Consider the following 22202-nt stretch of genomic DNA (forward strand, 5'->3'; position numbering starts at 1 on the left):
TCCGCCGAGCGGCCTACTATCACCGGTAAGCCGGTTCGATTGTACGGAAGGCGGAACTGTCATGGACACTGCCACGGTCATCTGGATCATCGTGGGTATCGTCGTCGTGCTCGCGATCATCGGCGTCATTGCGGTCGTCGCGTCACGGCGTGGCCGGGAGCAGCGCGAGAAGAAACGCCGTGCCGACCAGCAGCGGGCCGAGGAGATGCGCCGGGACGCGGAGGCCCGTGCCCTCGACGCCCGCGAGAACGAGGCCAAGGCCACCCGTGCTCAGGCGGATGCCCAGCAGGCGCAAGTGGACGCCGACCGCCTGCGCCAGGAGGCCGACCAGCGCCAAGCCCAAGCGCAGGAGCTGCGCGCCCACTCCGAGAAGCAGAGTCGGCATGCCGACGAGATCGATCCGACCGTGGACACGCGCCACGGCGGACGCCACGACGACCCCGCGACAGGTGTCGGCACGGCAGACGAGCGCCAGGAGACCACCAAGGCGCGCCACACCGATCCGCCCCCGCCGCAGAGCACCGAGAACCGAACCTGAGACAACCGCATACCGCCGCGAGCGAAGGGCCAACCTCATGTCTCCAACTCCCCCGCCGCCCCGCGTCTACGGCACCTGGCCGGGCGGGATGCCGTTCCTCGCCGTCGGCGCCGGCCCTCCGCTGGTCTTCCTGGCCGGGATCACGCCCAACCACGAGCCGCCTACGGGCTCCGACCGGCGCTTCCAGACCCGGCAGCTGCTGCCCTTCGCCGCGTCCCGCCGGGTGTGGTGGGTGAACCGCCGCCCTGGCCTCGAGCCCGGCGCCACCATGGCCGATATCGCCGCCGACTACGCCAACGCGATGCTGCGGCGCTTCGACGAGCCCGTCGACGTGATCGGCGAGTCCACCGGCGGCAGTGTGGCGCTGCAGCTGGCCGCCGACCATCCCGCCGTGGTGAAACGGCTCGTGATCGTGTCGGCCGCGTATCGGTTGGGCGACGAGGGCCGGGACACCCAGCTTCGGACCGCCGACAACGTGCTCGACGGACGACCGAGGGCCGCCAGTGCCGAAATGATGCGCATGCTCGGAGCCGGCACTCAATCCAGGCGGCTGCTGGCTGCTCTCGGCTGGTTGGTCGGTGCGCGATTCTTCGGCCACACCACGGCCGACCTGATCACCACGATCCGGGCCGAGGATGCCTTCGACCTGCACACCAGGCTGGCCGATATCGTCGCCCCGACCCTGGTGATCGGCGGGGGCCGGGATGCCTTCTACTCGGCCGAGCTGTTCCGCGAGACTGCCGAGGGCATCCCCCGCGGCACCCTGGCCCTGTACCCCGGGCGCGGGCATCTGGGCACCATGCTGGATCCCCGGTTCCTGCCGGACGTGCTCTCGTTCCTGGACCCGCCCGACGACGCCGGCTCGCCGGCCACCCTGGCCGAACCGGGCGTGGGCAACGATGACATCACGCGCTGACCAGTGAGCCTGCATGCTCCGGCCGCACCTCGGTACAGTGAGTGAGACATCCGCCCCACATCGAAGTGAGCACAGTGGAAAAATCCCGCGCCACGGTCCGATCGGCATCTCCCGTCGTTCCGTTTCTGCCCATCATCGTGGTCGGTCTGATACACCTGGGCGCCATCCTGTTGTCGCTGCACGGCCTGGCGGAGTGGACGAAGCCGCTGCTGATGCCGGCCCTGGCGACCGGGCTCATCTGGGGTGCGCCGCAGCGTCGCTCGCCGGCGATTGTGCTCGGGGTGGTCGCGCTGTTCTTCTCGTGGGTGGGAGACGTCACGATCCCGTGGTGGTTCGTCGTCGGCCTGGTCTTCTTCCTGCTGGCGCACATCACCTACCTCGTGCTTTTCGTCTCCCGGATCGCGGTACGCCGGGTGCAATGGTGGGCCATCGCCTACGCGGTCTGGCTCGTCGTGTTGCTGATGATCCTGGGCCCGCATACCGGCTCGCTGCTGGTTCCGGTCATCGCGTACGGCATCGTGCTCTCCGCCATGGCCGCCTTCGCGTCTCGGTGCAACCGCTGGGTCGCCTGGGGCGGGGCGCTGTTCGTCGTCTCCGACTCGCTCCTGGCGATCAACAGGTTTTTGCCGGATGCCGGCATCCCCCTGGCGGATTTCCTGATCATGGTCACCTATATCGCGGCCCAGACGCTCATAGTGTGGGGGCTATTGCGGCACGAGCGGGCTCGGGCGGCTACGGCGTAACAGCCGCATCGCGTTGACGATCACGAGGAGAACGGATGCCTCGTGCACGAGCATCCCCACGGCCATGGTCACGCCGCCCCACAGCACCCCGGCCAGCAGCAGCGCCACCGTGACCAGGGCGAGGGCCACGTTCTGATGCATGGTGCGCACGGTGCGCCGGGCCAGGTCGATGGCCGCGGGGAGCATCAGCAGGTTGTCACCCATCAGGGCGATGTCGGCGGTTTCGACCGCCACCGCAGACCCGGCCGCGCCCATCGCGATGCCGATGTCCGCGGTGGCCAGCGCCGGGGCGTCGTTCACGCCGTCGCCCACCATCGCCACAACGTGGCCGTCCTGTTGCAGCCGCGTCACGACGTCGAGCTTGTCCTCCGGCAACAGCGATGCCCGGATCTCGTCGATGCCGACCGCGGCGCCGACAGCCGCGGCCACCAGCGGCCCGTCGCCGGTGAGCATGATGACCCTGTGCACCCCGGCGGCGCGCAAGGCCGCCACCATACCGGCGGCGTCGGGGCGCACCTCGTCGGCGACCGCGAGGACTCCGGCCACGGTGCCGTCGATCACGACGATCAGCGGCGTACGCCCGCGGGCGGCGAGGTCGGCGGCCACCGTGACGGCCGCTTCCGGGTCGTCGATGGCGTGAGCGGCCAGCAGCGCCGGGTTGCCGATCAGCACGGAACGCCCGGCCACGGTGGCGGTGATGCCCTGGCCGGGGATCGACGTGATGGTGTCGGGCAGGAGGGTTCCACCGGCACCGCGATCTGCCGCACCGACCGTCTCCAGGGCGTGCTCCGCTGCGGCCAGCACGATCGCTCCGGCCAGCGGATGCTCGGAGCCGGCCTCGGCCCGAGCGGCCCAGCCGAGCACGTCGGCGCGGGTCAGCTCGGGGTTCAGCACCACGACGTCGGTCAGCCGCGGGCGACCCCTGGTGAGGGTTCCGGTCTTGTCGACGGCGACGACGGTGACCTTCGATGCGCTCTCGAGGAACTCGCCGCCCTTGATCAGGATTCCGGACCGGGCGGCGCGGCCGATGCCGGCGACGATCGCGACGGGAATCGAGACGACCAGGGCGCCTGGGCAGCCGATGACCAGCAGCGTCAGCGCGAGGAACAGGTCGCCGGAAAGCAACCCGACGACCACGGCGAGCACCAGGATGCCTGGGGTGTACCAGGCGGAGAACCTGTCCATGAAGACCTGGGTCGGGGCGGTGGCATCCTGCGCCTCCTCGACCCTGTGCACGATGCGGGCCAGGGTGGTGGCCGCACCGACCTCGGTGGCCTCGACCTGCAACAACCCGCCGGTGGACATCGTGCCGGCAAAGACCCTGTCGCCGGGAGCCTTGGCCACCGGGAGGGATTCGCCCGTGATCGAGGCTTCGTCGAGGGTGCCGGTGCCGTGCCGCACGGTGCCGTCCACCGGAACCCGCGCGCCGGACTTGACCAGCACGGTCTCCCCGGTGAGCACGTCGGCGGCCGGCACCTCGGTCTGCGCACCATCGCGGAGCACCAGGGCCACGTCGGGGGCCAGCGCCACAAGGGCGGTCAGGGCGGACCGGGTGCGGTTCAGGGTGGCCGTCTCGAGGGCGTGGCCGATGGCGAACAGGACGGTCACCGCTGCGGCCTCCCAGTATTCGCCGAGCACGATCGCGCCCACCGTGGCCACGGTGACGAGCAGGTCGATGCCGACCACCCGCCCGGACAGGCCGCGCAGGGCCGCCCGGGCGATCGGGGCGCCGGCCACAACGGCGGCCGCCACCATCGCCGCGTCCGAGGCCAGGCTCAGCGCGGGCACCGGGCCGGCCAGCCAGGCCGCCGCGATCAGCGTCCCTGATACCACCGGAATCGTCCACCGGGTGTTCAGGCGGCGGCCGATCCCGGCCGCGGTGCGCATGTCACTCCCCCAGCTTGGCCGGTCAGAACGCGGCCAGGCGGGCGGGGTAGCCGGCCTTGCCGACCGCGGCGATGAGGGCATCCGTGCTCACGACGGCCGGGTCGTGGTCGATCTCGATGCGGGCGGAGGAGAAGAACACGGCGACGCCGATGACGCCGGCCAGTCGACCGATCAGCTTCTCGATCTTGGCGACGCAGGAGGGGCAGGAGAAGCCGTCGGCCCGCAGGATGGTGTGGGTGCTGGGTGAGGTGAGGGTGGTCATGATGGGTGCCTTTCGGTGTGCCGTGCACCCCGGTTGACCGGGGCATTAACGACGTTACGGAGGCTGCCGGGCGGCGACCATGACGGCCGTCACTTTGCCGCGAGCAGACCGGTCCGGTCGAGCACAGCGGTCCAACGCCGACCCGAGTCGATCAGCCCGTCGCGGCGGAGCCGGCTCATCGTGCGGGACACCGACTCGGCGCTGGTGCCGGCCATGGCGGCCAGGTCGGCCCGGGTCAGGGGCAGCTGGATGAGGGTCGCGCCGGGCTCGTCACCCGGCACACCGAAGGTGTCGGCCAGGCGGAGCAGGCCGGCCGCCACCCGTTCGGTGACGGTGTTGGAGGCCTGCTGCTGCTCGGTGGAGCGGGCGCGGGCGAGACGGTCCGAGACCACGTCGAGCACGCCGAGAGCCACCGACGGATGCGCGAGCATCACCTCGCGGAAGGCGCCCGCGTCGATGCGGAGGGCGCAGGTGGTGACCAGGGCGACGGCCGTCTCGGTGTATCCGCTGCGGCCCGCCCAGGTGAGGCCGCCGAGCACGTCGCCGGGCCCGAAGAAGTCGAGGCTGGTGCGCTGGCCCGTCGGGGTGGTGCGGAAGGCCTTCGCCTGGCCGGCCGCGAGCAGGTAGACGTGCTCGGCGGGGTCGCCTGCGGTGAACACGGCCTCGCCGGCCGACCAGCCCAGCGACTGGATCCGTGCGCCGATCGAGGCCAGCTCAGTGCCGGACAGGCCGTGGAAGAGGCCGATCTGCTCCAGGATCCGCAGTTGCATCGAGGGCGGGCACGGGTGCGGGCGACCGCAGGTGCTGCGCAACGGTACCGAGCGCAGCGGCACCGACCGCCGGGCCTCACTCACGGGAGCACCTCGAGGATGCCGCGGGCACCCTTCTCGGCATCCGACATGACGTGGCTCACGAACGGGTAGTGACCGGCCTGGCCGAAGGTGAGCTCCACGAACCCGCCCTGCGCCGCGGCGAGGTCGAGCACCTGGGAGCCGCCGGTTCCGGTGCTGCCGCCGTCTTTGAGCGTGTAATCGCCCTCCTTATAAACGGTATCGAACTGGCCGCCGACGACGTGGAAGGCGCTGCCCACGTTGGGTCCGGCAGCCAGCACCCAGACGCGAACGGTCTCACCCACCCGGGCCGCGAGAGGGCGGGCGGCATACTGGTTGGCGTAACCGTTGAAGACGACCAGGTCTGGGGTCTGCGCCTCGACCTTGAGGTCGTCGACCTCGCCGCCCTGCGTGCCGAGGTAGAGCTCGGACTGCACGACGAGGTACTCCCGATCCACCTCGGCCAGCCCGGGCGGGTCGATGATGACGGCACCGAACATGCCGTTGGCAATGTGCACCGACATGGGCATGGTGGAGCAGTGGTACAGCCAGATGCCGGACCGGGTGGCGGTGAACGTATAGACCAGGCTCTCGCCGGGTTGGATGGTGCGCATCACCTCATCCGGGGCGACGTCGCCGGCATGGAAGTCGATGGAGTGCCCCATCGTGCCCTCGTTCACCAGGGTGATCTCGAACACGTCGCCCACAGTGCCGCGCAGAGTGGGGCCGGGCGCGGTGCCGTTGAAGGTCCACAGCATCTGGGTGACCCCCGGGGCCACCTCGGTCTCCACATTGCGCACGGTCAGGGTCTGCCGGTGCACGGTGGCGGATGCGGCGGGCGGCAGTGCGGCGTCCCTCGCCTGGAAATCGGCGTCGGGTTCAGCCATCGGGTCGAGGTCGTCGGCGGCGGATGCCCCCGTCGCGGCCGCGCCGTGGCCGGCGTGGCCGGAGTCAGCCGCGGCCATGTCATCCGCGGTCATGTCGTCAGTGGCGCTGCCGCCGCCCACCGCGATGATGCTGATCTCCATGCCCAGCAGCCGGTGTCCGGCGATCGAGCACCAGCCGTCCACACTCGCGCCGATCACGCCCACTGCCACGGTCTCGGTGGCGCCAGGGTCGAGCGACGAGGAGACCAGCCCGGACTCGAGCACCAGGTTGTGCACCATGTCATCGCTATTGGTGAGTTCGATCACCAGTTCGTCACCGACCGGCACCTCGATGCGGTCGGGTACGAAGCGGGTGTCCACCATGTTCACCGCCACCGTGGTGGTGTGCCCGGTCGCGGCGGCGGCCGTGCCGGCGGCCGGGGCGGCCATGGTCGACAGGCCGATTGAGGCCGGGTCGGCCACGATGCCCGCGGTCACCGTGAGCAGCAGCACGGTCGCGGCCGCGAGCATCCGTCCGGTGCTGCGGGGTCGCTCGGTCGGCGCGGTGCGTTCGCCCGGCGCGATCCGCACCAGCGGGAGGGCGCGTACCCGACGGTTGGTGCGAAGGGCCAGGGTGAACAGCACCAGGAAACTGGCCAGGGTGCCCACGGTCAGCACCGACAGCAGCACGGTAATGGTGCTGGAAACCGGCAGGAGCGAGAGGACGAGGGCACCGTTGACGAGGACGACCCTGACCAGGCCGCCGCGGTCGAGTTCGGCCGCGGTGGCCTTGAGGGCGGGCGGGCCGCCGCCGAGCACCACGGGCACCAGGTGACTCAGGGCGCCGAGCAGGATCTGGGCGGCGAAGCCGACCGCAAAGTAGGGCACCAGGGTTTCCACGCCGGCGGCGGCCGCGGTCCAGCTCGGGGCGAGTACCAGCTGCAGGCCGAAACCGAGGGTGCAGAGCGCGAACCAGACCATCGCGGCGCCGAGGCTCCACGCCGCGAAGGTGACCGCGGGCGCGCGGCGCAGGTGGCCGACGGCCTCCCAGAGCACCCGGCCCAGCCCGGCCAGGTAGACCAGCACGCCCAGGGCCACGATCAGGCGCAGGTCGGCCAGGCAACCGAGGGCGAGCAGACCGAGGGCGCCCACGAGCACCATCAGGGTGTGCCCGCCGGCGAGCGTGGCGCCCTCCACGCGGGTGTGCAGCACCGTGGGCCAAAGCAGGGCGATGGTGCCGATCACGGTCAGGCCCACCCAGCCCAGTAGGTTGAGGCCGAGGTGCCCGATGAAGAGGCGTTCGTAGTCCTCACCGCCACCGTCGAGCCTGGCCATCAGGATGCCCAGGACCACGCCGGCGGCCAGCATCAGCGCACTGGCTACGTAGTAGCGCACCAGCGGGGCGAACCGGCCCGGCATCGCGCCGCGGGACTGGCCGACGATCACGATGGCGTGAATGATCGCGTTCAGGCCCACCAGGATGCCGCCGACCAGCACCAGCGGGTACCCGTCGATGACCATGCCCGTCATCACCAGGGTCGCGCCCACGGTGTGGACGCTCAGCCGCAGCCCCAGCGAAACCCGGTGGCCGAGGGCCTTGCGTCGCAACAGGGTGTCGGCGAAGTGCTGGCTCCAGATCAGGATGGCGGTGCTCACCGCGCCGAGCAGCAGCAGGTGCACGAGCAACCACCCCGATGACGGCACCAGGCGGTGCAAAAAGGTGAAGACCACCGCGGCGACCAGCCAGGCCGGCACCAGGATGCCCGAGACGATGTGCCAGAGCTTGTCCTTCATAAGAGCGAGCCTCGCGGGGAGGGTGCCGGCGGCACGGCGGTACTGCGCGTTGCTGCTCGCGCGGGCAACACGGTGCTGCCGCGCAGCACCGAGACCACGGCGATCAGTACAAACAGCAGCACCGCGACGATGTTGAAGACGCCGCCCCACTGCACCAGGGCCGGCACACCGTAGGCGTCACCGAACAGGACCCGGGCCAGCAGCGAGGCGTGCAGCAGCCCGGCCGGCAGGTACATGATCGGTCGGTAGGGCAGCGGTCGGCGCAGCACGGCAGGAAGGATGGTGGGGGCGTGAGCCATGATCATCGACATCACAAAACCGAGGAACACGGCGTGCATCATCGCGTCGTAGCCGGGGCCGGAGTAGACCGGGCCCTTCAGAAGCCAGATGCCGCCCACCACGACGAGCCAGCCGTAGCCGGCCAGGAGGCACCAGGCCATGTAGCGGGGCAGCCCGACCGAGCGCACCATGCGGGTGGCGATGTCGTGGCGGAACAGCCAGGCCACCAGCGCCAGCATCCCGGCGCCCAGGAGGGGGTAGCCGGCGATCGGCCAGACCAGGGCGATGACCGAGCCGAAGCTGAGGGAGAGGCTGATGCCGAGCATCCACTGTTCGGCTCGACGGTTCACGGCGGGCGAGATGCGGGACAGCTCGAGGCGCTCGCCGGCGATGGTGAGCACGAGGTAGAGGATGAGCAGCGGCGCGAGCTGCGGGATGCCGATACCGCGCAGCCACAACACCGTGGCCATCAGCCCGGCGACGGCGCCGAGCACCTGCACAGCGGTGGACACCGACCCCTGCCTGCGCCAGATCTCGGCGTAGATGGCCAGCAGCACGGTGCAACCGGCGACGAGGGCGACCTGGCCCACGACCACCGGCAGCGGCGAGATGAGGGCCAGGCCGCCGGCGCCGAGCAGGCCAGGGGCGAGGTACGCCCAGCCGCGGCGCACGGCCACGGCCCGCTCGAGCACGACGACGGTGCCGACGAAGCCGAACACCATCAGCGGCCCGTGCACCGCACCGAGCCGCGCGCTGTCGACCGGAGCCGCCAGGCCGAGCAGCAGCAGGGCGCCGTCGAGGCCGGCGAGCAGGGCGATGCCGCCGAGGAGCAGGAAGACCAACCGGCCGGTGACCTTCGGCCGTGCCGCCGGGCCGGTGCCGCGCAGGGCGCTGCCGGTGCGGCGGAGGGGGCTGAGCGTGGTCATCGGCGGCGGCAGGCGGGCAGGTGCCGGCTAGTTGGCGCGGGTGAGGCGGATGGTCCAGGTTTCGGGGCCGTTCTCGAGGTACGAGACGACGAAGTCGCCGGGGCGGCTGCTCTCGAGCTGGCCGAGCAGCGGCAGCGGGTTGTGCGAGGCGATCAGGTCGAGGGCGAAGCCGGGCTGGATGGCGCCGAGGGCTCCGAAGATCGTGGCGTGGCGGATGGCGTGCGGGATGGTGCGGGAGTCGAGGACGATCTTCTCGGTGTCCTCGTGTCCACAGGCGCAGGCATGCCCGGCGGGGGCTTCGACATCCACGGCACCGGGGCGGCTGGATGAGAGGTTGATCGGTTCGGCAGTCACAGAAATTCTCCTTCGCCGGGTCGAATGACCCTAGTGAGTCACTTTAGAGGATGTCTATCCTTTTAATCGGGACGTTCGTCCCATCGGCCCAGGCCGCAAGAAGAATCGGCAGGAACGAGAAACAGATGGCAACCAGGGTGTGCGCGGAATCCGAGCTCGAGCTCGGCGAGGCGATCAAGGTGATGGTCGACGGTGTGGCGGTCGCCCTGGTGAAAGACAGCGCCGGAAACTGCTTCGCGCTCGGCGACATGTGCTCGCACGCCGACATCTCCCTCTCCGACGGCTTCGTCGAGGGCGACGACCTGGAGTGCTGGGCGCACGGCGGCCGGTTCGAGCTGTCCACCGGGCGGGCCCGCACCCTGCCGGCCTCAGAGCCGGTGCCGGTCTACCCGCTCACCATCGTCGACGGCGACGTCTACGTGGACGTAACCGCGCAGGTCGACGTGTCCTCCTACATGGGGTGACAGTTCGCGAACTGTGAGAAAAGCACCGACTTCGGCCCGCACTGGGGGCATTTCCCTCAGTCCGCGAGACCCGGAGGTAACTCCACGAGGCAGAGGTCGGGCTGCACGAACGGGAGCAGGCGGATGGCGGACGCGTCGTGCCCTCGCTCCCGCACCAGGCCCTGGATCAGGCCCAGGTGCACCGAGCAGACCACATTGGGGTTGGCGCGCGCCTCGGCCCGGAACGGGCAGGCCGGCAGCGCGATGGTGTTCTCGTCTGCGCGCAGCTGAGGCTCGAAGCCGATCTCGGTGAGCACCCGCAGCAACGGAGGCACCATGTCGGTTCCGGCCGAGGCGGCGGACGGGGTGCCCACCAGGTCGACCGGATCGGCGGCATCCGCCCCGGCCGCGTACTGCGCCGACCAGCGCTCGCCGGCGCGCACCGAGCGGGCGCGACCGCCGTCGGCGTCCTCGCCGATCACCGAGGCGAGGGCCTGGGTGAGCTGCAGTTGGGCATCTTCGACGGGCAGCGGCGCCGCCACCGGGCTGAACAGCACGTGCGGGCGGCCACGCTGGCCATCCCTGGCCACCTGGCGCTCGACCAGTCCCGCGGCCTCGAGCTGCTCCAGGTGGAACCGGGCGGTGGTGACATGCAGGCCGATGCCCGCGGCGACGGTGACGGCGTCCAGCGGCTCGGCGGCAGCGGTGAGCAGGCCCAGCACCCGGCGGCGCGGCTCACTGGCCAGGGCCGCGTGCCTGGCGTCACTCTGATCGGTCGAAACCATGATTTTAGAGTAGCAGCGTGCGGTTAAACCGGACCGGGCGGCGATCATCCGCCGATGTAGGACATCTCGATCTTCGTGCCGGAGGAGCGCACCGCTCCGGTCTGGGCGCTGCGCAATGCGGAGGCCCGGTCGGTGCGCTGCCGCCAGATGGAACCCATCGCGGCCGAGAGCTGCTCGTCGCTGCTGCCATCGCGAAGCAGCGCGCGCAGGTCATGGCCGCCGCTGGCGAACAGGCACGTGAACAGCTTGCCGTCGGTGGAGACCCGAGCGCGGGAGCAGGTGTGGCAGAACGACTGGGTGACGCTGGAGATCAGGCCGATCTCGCCCTCGCCGTCGACGTACCGCCAACGACGGCTGGTCTCGCCGGTGTAGTTGGGCGCCACTTCCTGCAACGGCAGTTCGGCGTGGATGCGGTCACGCACCTCACTGGACGGCAGCACGGCGGCCATGTCCCAGCCGTTGCTCGTGCCCACGTCCATGAACTCGATGAATCGCAGGATGTAGGGGGTGCCCTTGAAATGCCGGGCCATGTTGACGATGTCGTGGTCGTTCTGGCCGCGCTTGACGACCATGTTGATCTTGATGGGACCCAGGCCGACGGCGTGGGCGGCGTCGAGGCCGGCCAGGATGCGGGCGACCGGGAAGTTGACGTCGTTCATCGTGCGGAAGGTGGTGTCGTCGAGGGAGTCGAGGGAGACAGTCACGCGCTTGAGGCCGGCATCCTTGAGCGCCTGCGCCTTCATCGCCAGGGCGGAACCGTTGGTCGTGAGGGCGATGTCCACGGGCCGGCCCGCCGGGGTGCGGAGGGCGGCGAGCATTGCGATGAGCTCTTCGAGGCCCTTGCGCAGCAGCGGTTCGCCGCCGGTGAGCCGGATCTTCTCCACCCCGTGCGCCACCGAGATACGCGCCAGCCGGGTCATCTCCTCGAACGAGAGCATCTCGTCGCGGGGCATGAAGGCGAAGTCCTTGCCGAAGATCTCCTTGGGCATGCAGTACACGCAGCGGAAGTTGCACCGGTCGGTGACCGAGAGGCGCAGGTCGTGCAGCGGGCGACCGAGGGTGTCGACGAGCTGGGTATCCGGGGCCGGGGCAGGCCCGAGCGGCACATCACCGGCCAGCGGCTCGATGACGCGCACGGGAATCGGTACGCCGGACATACACCGACCCTAACCCCGAACGGTTCGGGTTCGCCGCATCGTGTCCGGTCGCAGCGGCCGCGGCGGGCACGGATCATTTTTCACGGTGTTCGCTCGTTGTCGGGGCCTTCGGCGACGGTCAGGCTGACCTTGAGCGCACCAGCAGGTGCGCTCTCATCCGACCGGAAACCAGGAGCTTTCATGTCAGCCGCCGCTTCCACCGCCGTCAGCAGCCGCCTCGAACCGGACCTGTCCAACTGGGACCCGGAAAACGAAGAGACGTGGGACTCCAAGCTCGCTTGGCGCACGCTCTGGATCACCACCTTCAGCCTGACGCTCGCGTTCGCCTCCTGGTACCTGGTGAGCGCGATCGCGCCGCGACTGAACGACATCGGCTACTCGCTGACGCCCGGCCAGCTGTACTGGCTGGTAGCCCTGCCCGGCTTGGCCGCCGGCATCCTGCGGCTGGTCTTCATGTTCCTGCCGCCGATCATGGGCACCCGCAACCTGGTGGCGATGTCGTCCGGGCTACTGATCCTGCCGATGCTCGGCTGGACCCTCGCCGTACGCGACACCTCCACCCCGTTCTGGGTGCTGCTCTGCCTGTCGTTCTCGGCCGGCATCGGCGGCGGCGCGTTCTCCGGCCTGATGGCCTCCACCAGCTACTTCTTCCCCAAGCGCCTGGCCGGCACCGCGCTCGGGCTGCAGGCGGGACTGGGTAACTTCGGTATCGGCCTCATCCAGCTTCTGCTGCCCTGGGTTGTCGGTTTCGGTCTGCTCGGCACGGCGGCCCTCACCCCGCAGTCCAGCGCGAACGGCGAACTGGTCTGGCTGCACAATGGTGGACTGGTGCTCATCCCCTGGGCTCTGCTCGCGATGGTGCTCTCGATCCTGTATCTGCGCCGGGTGCCCATCACGGCCAACTTCGCGCAGCAGGTGGACATCTTCAAGATCAAGCACACCTGGATCATGACCGCCATCTACCTGATGAGCTTCGGCGCATACAGCGGCCTGGCCGCCCAGATGGGCCTGATCATCCTCAACGTCTACGGCGACTTCCCGGATGCACCCAACCCGTTGGCATTCGCGTTCATCGGCCCTGTCGTGGGAGCCGCCGTGCGAGCGGCCAGCGGCCCGTTCTGCGACAAGTTCGGCGGCGCGGTCTTCACCTTCGTCGGCGGTGCCGGCATGGTGGTGGGCACGGTTCTGACCGCGTTCTTCCTCACCCCGTCGAGTGTCGGCGAGTTCTGGGGCTTCCTCACCGGGATGCTGATCATCTTCTTTTTCGCGGGTCTGGCCAACGGCGGCACCTTCAAGCAGATGCCGATGATATTCCCCAAACGCCAGGCCGGCGGCGCCATCGCCTGGACCTCCGCGATCGCGGCGTTCGGCCCGTTCATCGTGGGCATCGCGCTCACGGCGATCAGCCCGACAGCGTTCTTCATCGGCTGCGCCGTGTTCTGCGTCTTCTGCACGGTCCTGGCCTGGATCTTCTACGCCCGTCCCAACGCCCCCTACCCCGGCTAGCCCCTCCGCCCCCTCACCCCCGCCATGTCCCCGGCGGGATGCCCGGCGGGGCTGGTGGGGGCGGTGTTTCGTGGCGGGCCTGGCCCGACGGCCGACGGGCGAAGAGGTTATCCACAATTTGATATTTGCTCACACAAAGCTTCGTATTCGGGCTAGATTCGGGGCATGACAAACCAGTCGAGTATCGCAGACATCTTCGCCGCTTCCCGCGGCGATGGGCTGGTGGATGCGGCGGTCGACGTGGCCCGACTGGGCTCTTGCAGTGTCGATTACGACAAGCTCACGGATGCCGCTGTCCTGTCCGGTCAGCAGACCCTGGCCCGGGCCCAACGCGAGCTGGACACCCGCAAGGCGTGGCTGGCGAAGACCCTGGCCCAGCGGTCCCGATGGGAGCTGGGCCAGTCCGGTCTGGCTGCGCAGCAGGGCTTCCTCAATCCCGAGGGGTTGATTCAGAAGCTGACCGGCACCAGCAAGGTCGAGTCCCGCAAGCTCGTGGGGGTGGGCCGGATGCTCGCCGAGGTCGAAGACGCCCAAGCGCAGGCCGCCGCGATCGACGCCGAAGCGGCCCGCCGGCTACTCGAGGGGGCGCTGGACCCGGACATCCCTGATGGGCTCGACGGGGTCGACGGGGTCGACGGCCACGACGGGGTCGCTCCGGTCGTTCCGCTGCCGGCGCCGATGCCGTGGCACGCACCGATCTCGCACGCCGTGACCGGCGGCACCCTCTCGATCGATGCCGCGCACGCCCTACGCACCGGCCTGGGCGACATCGATACCGTCGTCACCGGCCCGGTCCTCGCCGACGCCCTCGCCGGGCTGCTCGCCGACGCCGCGGCGATGGACGTGGACCAGCTCCTCAAACGGGCCCGGCAGACGCGCGACAGCCTCGACGAGGCCGGCATTAGGGTACGGGAACAGAAAGCCTGGGACGACCGCTACCTGCGCATCTGGACCCTGAACACCGGCCAGGTCCGCATCGACGGGCTCTTCCCGCCGGAACAGGGCGAGTTCATCAAAGCCACCTTCGACAGTCTCACCAGCCCCCGTCGCGGCGGCGTGCGCTTCGTCGACACCGCACGCGCCGCCTGGGCCAAACGCGTCAAGAACGACCCCCGCAACACCAGCCAAATCACCTGCGACGGTTTCCTCGACCTCCTCAAAGCCGGCACCACCATCAACCCCAACGAGATGCTCGGCGGCCGCCGCCCCGCCGTGCAGATCCTCACCACCGCCACCCCGACGGCCCGGCCCGCAGCGCCCGCGAAACCGGCAGGACCGGCAGAACCGGCAGAACCGGCCAACGCCGGCGAACCCGCCGCCGACAACATCCTGATCTCCCTTACCGGCCAAACCGGGCACGGCTACATCGAGGGCAACAACGCCCCGGTCTCCCCCGAAACCATCGAACGCCTCATCTGCGACTCGGGACGTGTTGAGATCACCGTCGACGAGTTCAACCGGCCCCTGGACCTCGGCCACGAACAACGCCTGTTCAACCGGGCCCAACGCCGGGCCCTCGCCGCCCGCGACGGCGGCTGCCGGTGGCCCGGCTGCGACCGCCCACCGGCGTTCACCGAAGCCCACCACATCGAACACTGGCTCAGAGACCACGGCACAACCGACATCAACCAGGGCATCCTGCTCTGCCCCGCCCACCACCTGCTGCTCCACAACCAGCACTGGCAGATCTTCGAAAACACCGGCCGCTACTGGCTCCGCCCACCCACAACCATCGACCCCGGCCAAACACTCATCGAGATGCCCGGCCGCAACCCAGCCACGACGCACCTAAGCCCCAGCCGCTGATCGAGCTCGCTGAGATCCCCCGACCCGGGGCGCGTTCGCGACTCACCTCACCAGGTCTCGACACACTCGACCAACGCGGCGGGAACCGCCCCGCACACACCTCGCCAGGCCTCGAGGAGCTCGGCCGACGACGAGGGGTGTTAGCGGCGGATGTTGGTGCGCGAGCGGGAGGGACGGGCGGGCTCGTCGGCGCGCGGAGAGACCCGCACGTTCGGGAGCTCGGCCTTCTCCCAGCCGCGCTGCACCGGGCGGGCGCCGGAGCCCTTGTGCGTGTCGCGAGAGCGGTAGATCACGTAGGGCCGCCAGATGTAGCCGATCGGGGCGGAGAACACGTGCACCAGTCTGGTGAACGGCCAGAGCAGGAACAACGCGGTGGCGGTGAGCACGTGCAGTTGGAAGAAGAACGGCACGTCGCTCATCAGCGACGGGTCGGGTTGCAGGCCCCACAGGCTGCGGATCCACGGCGAGATCGAGCCGCGGTAGTCGTAGCCAGCACCGAGCACCTGGTGCAGCACGGTGGCGACGGTGCCGAACACGATGGTGCCGCCGAGGAACATGTACATCACCTTGTCCATCACCGTGGTGGCCAGGCGCACCCGGGTGACCAGGCGCCGGCGGATGATCAGGATGATCAGCCCGGCGATGGTCAGCACCGCCGCGACGCTGCCCATCCAGGTGGCCCCGAGGTGGTAGATGTGCTCGGTGACGCCGAAGAACTCCAGCCATGGCTTGGGGATGAACAGGCCCACCACGTGGCCACCGATCACCATGATCATGCCGTAGTGGAACATCGGCGAACCCCAGCGCAGCAGCCGGTTCTCGTAGGTCTGGCTGGAGCGGGAGGTCCAGCCGAACTGGTCGAACCGGTAGCGCAGGATGTGGCCGACCACGAAGGTGGCGGCGGCGATGTAGGGGAACGCCACCCACAACAGGTAATCGAGCGGGGTCATCGGCGTACTTCCTCACTGGACGCGCCATGCGCGGAAAACGGTTTGAGATTGCCGAGGTAGGTCATGCCGACGGTCTCGGTGGGCGGGCCCTCGTTGACGAGGTCCAGGTAACGCTTGCGAGTCTCATCGTCGATGGGCGGCAGCGACAGACAGACCGCTTCGACGAGGTGCGCGTAGGGACTGTTGACTTTCTCGAGCGCCGCACGCAGCACCTCGATACCGTCCCGGTGCGAGGAAAGCAGCTGACCGGCGATCGGCGAATCGGAGAGCGCGGAGAATTCGAGCACCATCGGCAGGTAATCGGGCAGCTCGTCGGCGTCGACCTCCCAGCCGGCGGCCCGGTACGCCTCGACGAACCGCACCAGCGCCATGCCGCGCCGGCGGGTGTCGCCGGCGGCGTAGTAGCTCAGGTATGGGCAACACTTGCGCTTGAGGTCGAAGGTGGCCGTGAAGTGCACCTCGAGCTGCTGCTGGCTCAGCTCGTCGGCGGCGGCGAGGAACGCGGCGAACGCGGCGCGCAACGCATCCGGCAGGTCGCCCAGCGACGCGGCGACGACCGCGAATTTGGCGCGGCGCTCCTCGTCCGGGTAGTCCAGCAACAGGGACGCCGCCATGTGCGCGATGCGCCGGTCCTGATCGTCGAGCGCGAGAGCGGCCACCCGCCGGGGGGCGAGCTTGGGCATTCTCATGCGGTGGCCTCCGGGCTCGGCTTGGGCGGGAACATGCCCGGCGGCACCGTGCCGCCGGTCCAGTTGAGCAGGTTGACCCGGCCCGGGGTGGTGGGCTTGGTCTTCTCGCCGCCCTTGCCGGTCATCTCGTTGTAGTTGGATACGGTGCCGGCCAGCGGCATGCCGGGCTCCTGGCCGAACGGTCCGGCGTTCTGGCCCGGTCCACCCATGCCGGGTCCGCCGTCGGTGTCGAGCGAGCAGGCCAGCTCGTCGAGTTCGCGGGCGGTCTCCACGTGAGCTTTGGGGATCACGTAACGGTCCTCGTACTTGGCGATGGCGAGCAGCCGGTACATGGCCTGCATGGTCTCGCCGGTCATGTTGACGGCGCGGGCGATGCGCTCGTCCGCCGGCCGGCCCAGGTTGATGTCGCGCATGTAGGAGCGCATGGCGGCGAGCTTTTTCAGCGACGCCTCCACGGGCCGCACGTCACCGGCCGAGAACAGGCCGGCCAGGTACTGCACCGGGATGCGCAACCGGTCGATCGCGGCGAACAGGGTGCGGGCATCCTCACTGTCGGCTTGTGTGGTGGAGACCACGTCGACCACCGGGGACAGCGGCGGGATGTACCAGACCATGGGCATGGTGCGGTACTCGGGGTGCAGCGGCAGCGCGATCTTGTACTCGGCGATGAGCTTGTAGATCGGGCTGTTCTGCGCGGCGAGGATCCAGTCGTCTTCCATGCCCTCGGCCTTGGCCGCGGCGATGACCTCGGGGTCGAACGGGTCGAGGAAGACCCCGCGCTGGGCATCCAGCAGATCCTGGTCGTTCTCGATCGACGCGGCGGCGAGCACAGCGTCGGCGTCGTAGAGCATCAGGCCGAGGTAGCGCAGCCGCCCCACGCAGGTCTCCGAGCAGATGGTGGGCTTGCCCTGTTCGATCAACGGGTAACAGAGCGTGCACTTCTCGGCTTTACCGGTCTTGTGATTGAAGTACACCTTCTTGTAGGGGCAGGCGGAGACGCACATGCGCCAACCACGGCAGCCGTCCTCGTCGACAAGCACGATGCCGTCTTCCTCGCGCTTGTACATGGCGCCGGAGGGGCACGCCGCGACGCAGGCGGGGTTGAGGCAGTGCTCGCAGATACGCGGCAGGTAGAACATGAAGGTGTTCTCGAACTCCATCTTCACGTGCTCGCTCATGGTGGCGAGGATGGGATCGTCGGCGGCGGTCTCCTGCGAGCCGCCGAGGTTGTCGTCCCAGTTGCCCGACCACTTGATGTCCATGTTCTTGCCGGTCAGCAGCGACTTCGGCCGCGCGACCGGGCTCTGGGTGCCGGCCGGCGCGGTGGTAAGCATGTCGTAGTCGTAGGTCCACGGCTCGTAATAGTCGTCGATCACGGGCAGGTCGGGGTTGTCGAAGATGTGCAGCAGCTTGCTCAGCCGACCGCCGGCGCGGAGCTTCAGCCGGCCGCGCTTGGTGCGCACCCAGCCGCCCTTCCACTTCTCCTGGTCTTCGTACTGGCGCGGGTAGCCCACGCCGGGTTTGGTCTCCACGTTGTTGAACCAGGCGTACTCCACGCCGGTGCGGTTGGTCCAGACCTGCTTGCAGGTCACCGAGCAGGTGTGACAGCCGATGCATTTGTCGAGATTCATGATCATCGACATTTGAGCCATAACGCGCATTTAGTACTCAACCTCCTGGCTGCGTCGACGGATCACGGTGACCTCGTCGCGTTGGTTCCCGGTCGGGCCGAGGTAGTTGAAAGCGAATGAAAGTTGGGCGTAGCCGCCGATCAGGTGCGAGGGCTTGAGCAGGATGCGGGTGAGCGAGTTGTTGGTGCCACCGCGCAGTCCGCTGGTCTCGGCGACGGGCACGTTGATGGTGCGGTCTTTGGCGTGGTACATGTACACGGTGCCCTCCGGCATCCGGTGCGAGACGATCGCCCGGGCCACGACAACGCCGTTGCGGTTGTACGACTCGATCCACTCGTTGTCGCGCACGCCGATCTTGTCGGCGTCCTGCGGCGACATCCAGATGGTCGGTCCGCCCCGGGAGAGCGAGAGCATCAGCAGGTTGTCCTGGTACTCGGAGTGGATCGACCACTTGGAGTGCGGGGTGAGGTAGCGCACGGCCACCTCGGCGCGACCCTTCGAGCCGGGTGCGCCCGTGGACTTCGTTGAGCCGACGACCGAGTCGTCGAACAGTCTGTGCATGTCCAACGGCGGCCGGTAGATCGGCAGCTGCTCGCCGAGCTCGATCATCCAGTCATGATCGAGGTAGAAATGTTGCCGCCCGGTGAGGGTGTGCCACGGTTTGAGGTGTTCGACATTGATAGTGAAGGCGCTGTAGCGGCGTCCGCCGTGCTCGCTGCCCGACCATTCCGGCGAGGTGAGCACGGGAACCGGAGCGCCCTGCACATCCTTGAAGGTGAACCGGCGCCCCTCGTTGTCGCTGGCCAGGTGGGCGAGCTTCTGCCCGGTGCGCTCCTCGAGCTGCCGGAAACCCTGGGTGCCGAGGCGCCCGTTGGTGGTTCCGGAGAAGGCGAGCACCATCTCGCAGGCGTGGATGTCGGTGGCCAGCTTCGGCCGGCCGGCCGCCGGTCCGGACTCGACGAGACCGTTCTTGGTGCCGAGGTACTCGATTTCCTTGTCGGGGTCGTATTTGACGCCCTTGATGGTCATGCCGAGCTTGGCGGTGAGCGGGCCGAGGGAGCCGAGCTGCGCGGCGAAGGCCGGGTAGTCACGTTCCACCACGACCAGCCGCGGCATGGTGATGCCGGGAATCAGGTCGGGATTCTCCACCACGATGCCGTGCGGGGTGGCCATGGCGTCGGGGGTGTCGTGCATCAGCGGCGTGGCAACGAGGTCGCGGCGCACACCGAGGTGTGTCTCGGAGAACTCGGACACTTTCTGGGCCAGCAGGTGGAAGATGTCGAAGTCGGTCTTGGACTGGAACGGCGGGTCGATAGCCGGGTTGAACGAGTGGATGAACGGGTGCATGTCGGTGGTGGACAGGTCGTGCTTCTCGTACCAGGTGGCCGGCGGCAACACCACGTCGCTGTAGATGGTTGTGGACGTCATCCGGAAGTCGCTGGTGACCATCAGGTCGAGCTTGCCCTCCGGGGCCGACTCATGCCACTTCATGGTGTGCGGGCGCTTCTCCTCCGGGGATTCCGGGGCGCGCACCGCGCTCTGGGCGCCGAGCAGGTGCTTGAGGAAGTACTCGTTGCCCTTGCCGGAGGAGCCGAGGATGTTGGCCCGCCAGACGACGAGCACCCGGGGGAAGTTCTCCGGCGCATCCGGGTCTTCGCAGGCGTAGCCGAGGCTGCCGTCCTTGAGTGAATCGACCACGTACTGGGCCGGGGCGACCCCGGCCGCATCGGCGTCGTCGACGATGTCGAGCGAGTTGCGGTTGAAGGTGGGGTAGCTGGGCATCCAGCCGCGTTTGGCCGATTCGACCAGGCAGTCCGCCGTGGTGCGTCCGGTGAAGGTGCCGGTGGCCAACGGGCTGGCGAGGGTGTCGGCGCTGAGGCCGTCGTAACGCCACTGGTCGGTGGCGAGATACCAGAATGCGGTGCCGATCATGGCGCGCGGCGGGCGTACCCAGTCCAGGCCGAAGGCGTACTGCGCCTGGCCGGTGACCGGGCGCACCTTCTCCTGACCCACATAGTGCGCCCACCCGCCACCGTTCACGCCCTGGCAGCCGGTCATGGTGGTCAGCGCGAGGAAGGCGCGGTAAATGGTGTCGGAGTGGAACCAGTGGTTGGTGCCTGCGCCCATCAGGATCATCGAGCGGCCGCCGGAGTCTTCGGCGTTCTGCGCGAACTCCCGGCCGATCCGGGCCGCGGCCTGCGCCGGCACGGAGGTGATCTCCTCCTGCCAGGCGGGGGTGCCGGGCGAGGAGGCGTCGTCGTAGCCGGTGGGCCAGACGCCGGGCAGGTTCAGTTCGTCGCGGCTGACGCCGTACTGGGCCAGCAGCAGGTCGAAGACCGTGGTGACCAGCTGGCCGGCTACCATTCGCACGGGCACGCCGCGGCGGATGACGCCGGCGCCGCCGGTGTGCTCCTCGCCCTCTTCGCCGGTGAGGGCGGAGACGTCGAAGCGGGGCATGTCGATGGCGGCGCTCCGGCCGTCGTGGTCGGGGCTGTCGGCGATGGAGAGCAGCGGGTCGACGCCCTCCAGGTCGAGGTTCCACTTGCCGGCGTCGGTTTCGCTGAACCGGTGGCCGAGTGAGCCGTTGGGCACGACCGCGTGGCCGACCTGGTCGAGCAGCACGGGCTTGAAGGTGGCGCTGGCGACGGTGGAGGCCGTGTCGGGCAGGGCATCCGCGGTGAGGAACTTACCGGGCACGTAGGCGTCGCCGCGCGGAGTGAGGGTGATCAGGTAGGCGGAGTCGCTGAACTTCTTCATGTAGTCCACGAACTGCGGGGTGCGCCGGTCGACGAGGAATTCCTTGAGCACGACGTGGCCCATGGCCAGGGCCAGGGCGCCGTCGGTGCCGGGGTGCACGGCCAGCCACTCGTCGGCGAACTTGGAGTTGTCGGCGTAGTCAGGCGAGACGGTGATAACTTTCTGACCGCGGTAGCGGGCTTCGACCATGAAGTGCGCGTCGGGGGTGCGGGTCACCGGGACGTTCGAGCCCCACATGATCAGATAGCTGGAGTTCCACCAGTCGGCGGATTCGGGCACATCCGTCTGGTCGCCGAACACCTGCGGGGAGGCGACGGGCAGGTCGGCGTACCAGTCGTAGAACGAGAGCATGGTGCCGCCGAGCAGGGTGATGAACCGGTTGCCCACTCCATGGGAGACGATCGACATGGCGGGGATCGGCGAGAAGCCGGCGATCCGGTCGGGTCCGTAGTTCTTGATGGTGTGCACCTGGGCGGCGGCGACGATCTCGGCGGCCTCGTCCCAGCTGGCGCGCACCAGGCCACCCTGCCCGCGGGCACTCTTGTACGCCTTGGCGCTCTCCGGGTTGCCGGTGACCTCGGCCCAGGCGAGCACCGGGTCGCCGGTGCGGGCCTTGGCCGCGCGGTACAGCTCGAGCAGCACACCGCGCACGTAGGGGTAGCGCACCCGGTTGGGCGAGTAGGTGTACCAGCTGAACGCGGCGCCGCGGGGGCAGCCGCGGGGCTCGTACTCTGGCGAGTCCGGACCCACGGAGGGGTAGTCGGTCTGCTGGGTCTCCCAGGTGATGATGCCGTCTTTGACGTACACCTTCCAGGAACAGGAGCCTGTGCAGTTCACGCCGTGGGTGGACCGCACCTCCTTGTCGTGGGTCCAGCGGTCACGGTAGAACGAGTCGGCGTCGCGGCCGCCCTCGAGGAACAACGAACGCAGGTCTGGGGAGGTTTCACCGCGGCGCAGGAACCGGCCGAGGTTGAGGATTGAGTCGGTGATGGGACCGTCGCTGCCGGGTTTGGCGGATGTGGCCCCGGCTCGGCCATTTCGTGAAAAGACAGAATTCTTGACTGATTTCACGAAGATCTCCTA

General features: G+C 69.0%; 18 protein-coding genes. 6 read left to right on the forward strand and 12 right to left on the reverse strand.

The window, feature by feature from the left end; translation table 11 throughout:
* Positions 1-61: 61 nt before the first annotated feature.
* The 3 genes from B7495_RS15985 (at position 62) to B7495_RS15995 (ending at position 2197) form a co-directional block, all read left to right on the forward strand.
* Positions 62-538: a hypothetical protein gene (locus B7495_RS15985; RefSeq protein ID WP_088457453.1), complete on the forward strand. Its 477-nt coding sequence runs from the start codon at positions 62-64 to the stop codon at positions 536-538.
* A gap of 37 nt (positions 539-575) precedes the next feature.
* Positions 576-1454: an alpha/beta fold hydrolase gene (locus B7495_RS15990; RefSeq protein ID WP_198415047.1), complete on the forward strand. Its 879-nt coding sequence runs from the start codon at positions 576-578 to the stop codon at positions 1452-1454.
* Between the two features lie 74 nt (positions 1455-1528).
* The gene (locus B7495_RS15995) at positions 1529-2197 is read left to right on the forward strand and encodes a lysoplasmalogenase (RefSeq protein WP_088457455.1); all 669 of its coding nucleotides are present in this window, start codon (positions 1529-1531) and stop codon (positions 2195-2197) included.
* On the opposite strand, the gene B7495_RS16000 is transcribed toward B7495_RS15995, so the two are convergent.
* From B7495_RS16000 to B7495_RS16025, 6 genes are all read right to left on the reverse strand, one after another.
* Positions 2159-4084 carry a cation-translocating P-type ATPase gene (locus tag B7495_RS16000; protein WP_088457456.1) on the reverse strand — a complete coding sequence of 642 codons (1926 nt, stop codon included), beginning with the start codon at positions 4082-4084 and terminating at the stop codon, positions 2159-2161. The genes B7495_RS15995 and B7495_RS16000 overlap by 39 nt on opposite strands.
* 22 nt (positions 4085-4106) lie before the next feature.
* Positions 4107-4346 carry a heavy-metal-associated domain-containing protein gene (locus B7495_RS16005; RefSeq protein WP_088457457.1) on the reverse strand — a complete coding sequence of 80 codons (240 nt, stop codon included), beginning with the start codon at positions 4344-4346 and terminating at the stop codon, positions 4107-4109.
* Positions 4347-4435: 89 nt separating this feature from the next.
* Positions 4436-5200: a Crp/Fnr family transcriptional regulator gene (locus B7495_RS16010; RefSeq protein WP_240632280.1), complete on the reverse strand. Its 765-nt coding sequence runs from the start codon at positions 5198-5200 to the stop codon at positions 4436-4438.
* On the reverse strand, positions 5197-7836 hold the full coding sequence (locus B7495_RS16015) for a multicopper oxidase domain-containing protein (RefSeq protein WP_088457459.1): 2640 nt from the start codon (positions 7834-7836) through the stop codon (positions 5197-5199). Before B7495_RS16015 ends, B7495_RS16010 begins: the two co-directional genes overlap by 4 nt.
* A complete protein-coding gene (locus tag B7495_RS16020; RefSeq protein WP_240632281.1) occupies positions 7833-9041 on the reverse strand; it encodes a hypothetical protein in 1209 nt (402 codons plus the stop codon). Before B7495_RS16020 ends, B7495_RS16015 begins: the two co-directional genes overlap by 4 nt.
* Positions 9042-9068: 27 nt before the next feature.
* Complete coding sequence (locus B7495_RS16025; protein ID WP_240632282.1) at positions 9069-9395, reverse strand: DUF2249 domain-containing protein; 327 nt, start codon at positions 9393-9395, stop codon at positions 9069-9071.
* 125 nt (positions 9396-9520) lie between these two features.
* Between B7495_RS16025 and B7495_RS16030 the strand changes: the two genes are divergently transcribed.
* Entirely contained in the window at positions 9521-9859 is a 339-nt protein-coding gene (locus B7495_RS16030; RefSeq protein ID WP_088457460.1) for a non-heme iron oxygenase ferredoxin subunit, read from the forward strand.
* A gap of 56 nt (positions 9860-9915) precedes the next feature.
* Here B7495_RS16030 and B7495_RS16035 read toward each other — a convergent pair whose 3' ends face one another.
* Both B7495_RS16035 and moaA read right to left on the reverse strand, forming a co-directional pair.
* On the reverse strand, positions 9916-10623 hold the full coding sequence (locus B7495_RS16035; RefSeq protein WP_168195342.1) for a metalloregulator ArsR/SmtB family transcription factor: 708 nt from the start codon (positions 10621-10623) through the stop codon (positions 9916-9918).
* 44 nt (positions 10624-10667) lie between these two features.
* Positions 10668-11780 (reverse strand): GTP 3',8-cyclase MoaA, encoded by a 1113-nt coding sequence (gene moaA / locus B7495_RS16040; RefSeq protein ID WP_088457462.1) that lies wholly within the window; start codon positions 11778-11780, stop codon positions 10668-10670.
* A 180-nt stretch (positions 11781-11960) separates the two neighbouring features.
* Between moaA and B7495_RS16045 the strand changes: the two genes are divergently transcribed.
* On the forward strand, positions 11961-13286 hold the full coding sequence (locus tag B7495_RS16045; protein ID WP_088457463.1) for an MFS transporter: 1326 nt from the start codon (positions 11961-11963) through the stop codon (positions 13284-13286).
* 165 nt (positions 13287-13451) lie between these two features.
* Positions 13452-15092 (forward strand): HNH endonuclease signature motif containing protein, encoded by a 1641-nt coding sequence (locus B7495_RS16050; protein WP_088457464.1) that lies wholly within the window; start codon positions 13452-13454, stop codon positions 15090-15092.
* Positions 15093-15232: 140 nt separating this feature from the next.
* Here the strand turns inward: B7495_RS16050 and narI are convergent, their stop codons facing one another.
* The 4 genes from narI to B7495_RS16070 are packed head-to-tail and all read right to left on the reverse strand — an operon-like array spanning position 15233 to position 22109.
* Complete coding sequence (gene narI, locus B7495_RS16055) at positions 15233-16042, reverse strand: respiratory nitrate reductase subunit gamma (RefSeq protein ID WP_088457465.1); 810 nt, start codon at positions 16040-16042, stop codon at positions 15233-15235.
* Positions 16039-16731: a nitrate reductase molybdenum cofactor assembly chaperone gene (gene narJ / locus B7495_RS16060; protein ID WP_240632283.1), complete on the reverse strand. Its 693-nt coding sequence runs from the start codon at positions 16729-16731 to the stop codon at positions 16039-16041. Before narJ ends, narI begins: the two co-directional genes overlap by 4 nt.
* Positions 16728-18392 carry a nitrate reductase subunit beta gene (gene narH / locus B7495_RS16065; RefSeq protein ID WP_088457467.1) on the reverse strand — a complete coding sequence of 555 codons (1665 nt, stop codon included), beginning with the start codon at positions 18390-18392 and terminating at the stop codon, positions 16728-16730. The genes narJ and narH overlap by 4 nt, the downstream gene beginning before the upstream one ends.
* Positions 18393-22109 carry a nitrate reductase subunit alpha gene (locus tag B7495_RS16070; RefSeq protein WP_240632517.1) on the reverse strand — a complete coding sequence of 1239 codons (3717 nt, stop codon included), beginning with the start codon at positions 22107-22109 and terminating at the stop codon, positions 18393-18395.
* Between the last annotated feature and the right edge of the window lie 93 nt (positions 22110-22202).

It is taken from the genome of Cryobacterium sp. LW097 (assembly GCF_002205495.2).
GTDB classification, from domain to species: Bacteria; Actinomycetota; Actinomycetes; order Actinomycetales; family Microbacteriaceae; genus Cryobacterium; species Cryobacterium zongtaii.

Bases quoted from the DNA above. Each gene is read 5' to 3' on its own strand.
- B7495_RS16035 (WP_168195342.1), bottom strand. From the start codon at position 10,623: ATGGTTTCGACCGATCAGAGTGACGCCAGGCACGCGGCCCTGGCCAGT.
- moaA (WP_088457462.1), bottom strand. From the start codon at position 11,780: ATGTCCGGCGTACCGATTCCCGTGCGCGTCATCGAGCCGCTGGCCGGT.
- B7495_RS16015 (WP_088457459.1), bottom strand. From the start codon at position 7,836: ATGAAGGACAAGCTCTGGCACATCGTCTCGGGCATCCTGGTGCCGGCC.
- B7495_RS15990 (WP_198415047.1), top strand. From the start codon at position 576: ATGTCTCCAACTCCCCCGCCGCCCCGCGTCTACGGCACCTGGCCGGGC.
- narI (WP_088457465.1), bottom strand. From the start codon at position 16,042: ATGACCCCGCTCGATTACCTGTTGTGGGTGGCGTTCCCCTACATCGCC.
- narH (WP_088457467.1), bottom strand. From the start codon at position 18,392: ATGCGCGTTATGGCTCAAATGTCGATGATCATGAATCTCGACAAATGC.
- narJ (WP_240632283.1), bottom strand. From the start codon at position 16,731: ATGAGAATGCCCAAGCTCGCCCCCCGGCGGGTGGCCGCTCTCGCGCTC.
- B7495_RS16045 (WP_088457463.1), top strand. From the start codon at position 11,961: ATGTCAGCCGCCGCTTCCACCGCCGTCAGCAGCCGCCTCGAACCGGAC.
- B7495_RS16020 (WP_240632281.1), bottom strand. From the start codon at position 9,041: ATGACCACGCTCAGCCCCCTCCGCCGCACCGGCAGCGCCCTGCGCGGC.
- B7495_RS16050 (WP_088457464.1), top strand. From the start codon at position 13,452: ATGACAAACCAGTCGAGTATCGCAGACATCTTCGCCGCTTCCCGCGGC.
- B7495_RS16000 (WP_088457456.1), bottom strand. From the start codon at position 4,084: ATGCGCACCGCGGCCGGGATCGGCCGCCGCCTGAACACCCGGTGGACG.
- B7495_RS16005 (WP_088457457.1), bottom strand. From the start codon at position 4,346: ATGACCACCCTCACCTCACCCAGCACCCACACCATCCTGCGGGCCGAC.
- B7495_RS16030 (WP_088457460.1), top strand. From the start codon at position 9,521: ATGGCAACCAGGGTGTGCGCGGAATCCGAGCTCGAGCTCGGCGAGGCG.
- B7495_RS15985 (WP_088457453.1), top strand. From the start codon at position 62: ATGGACACTGCCACGGTCATCTGGATCATCGTGGGTATCGTCGTCGTG.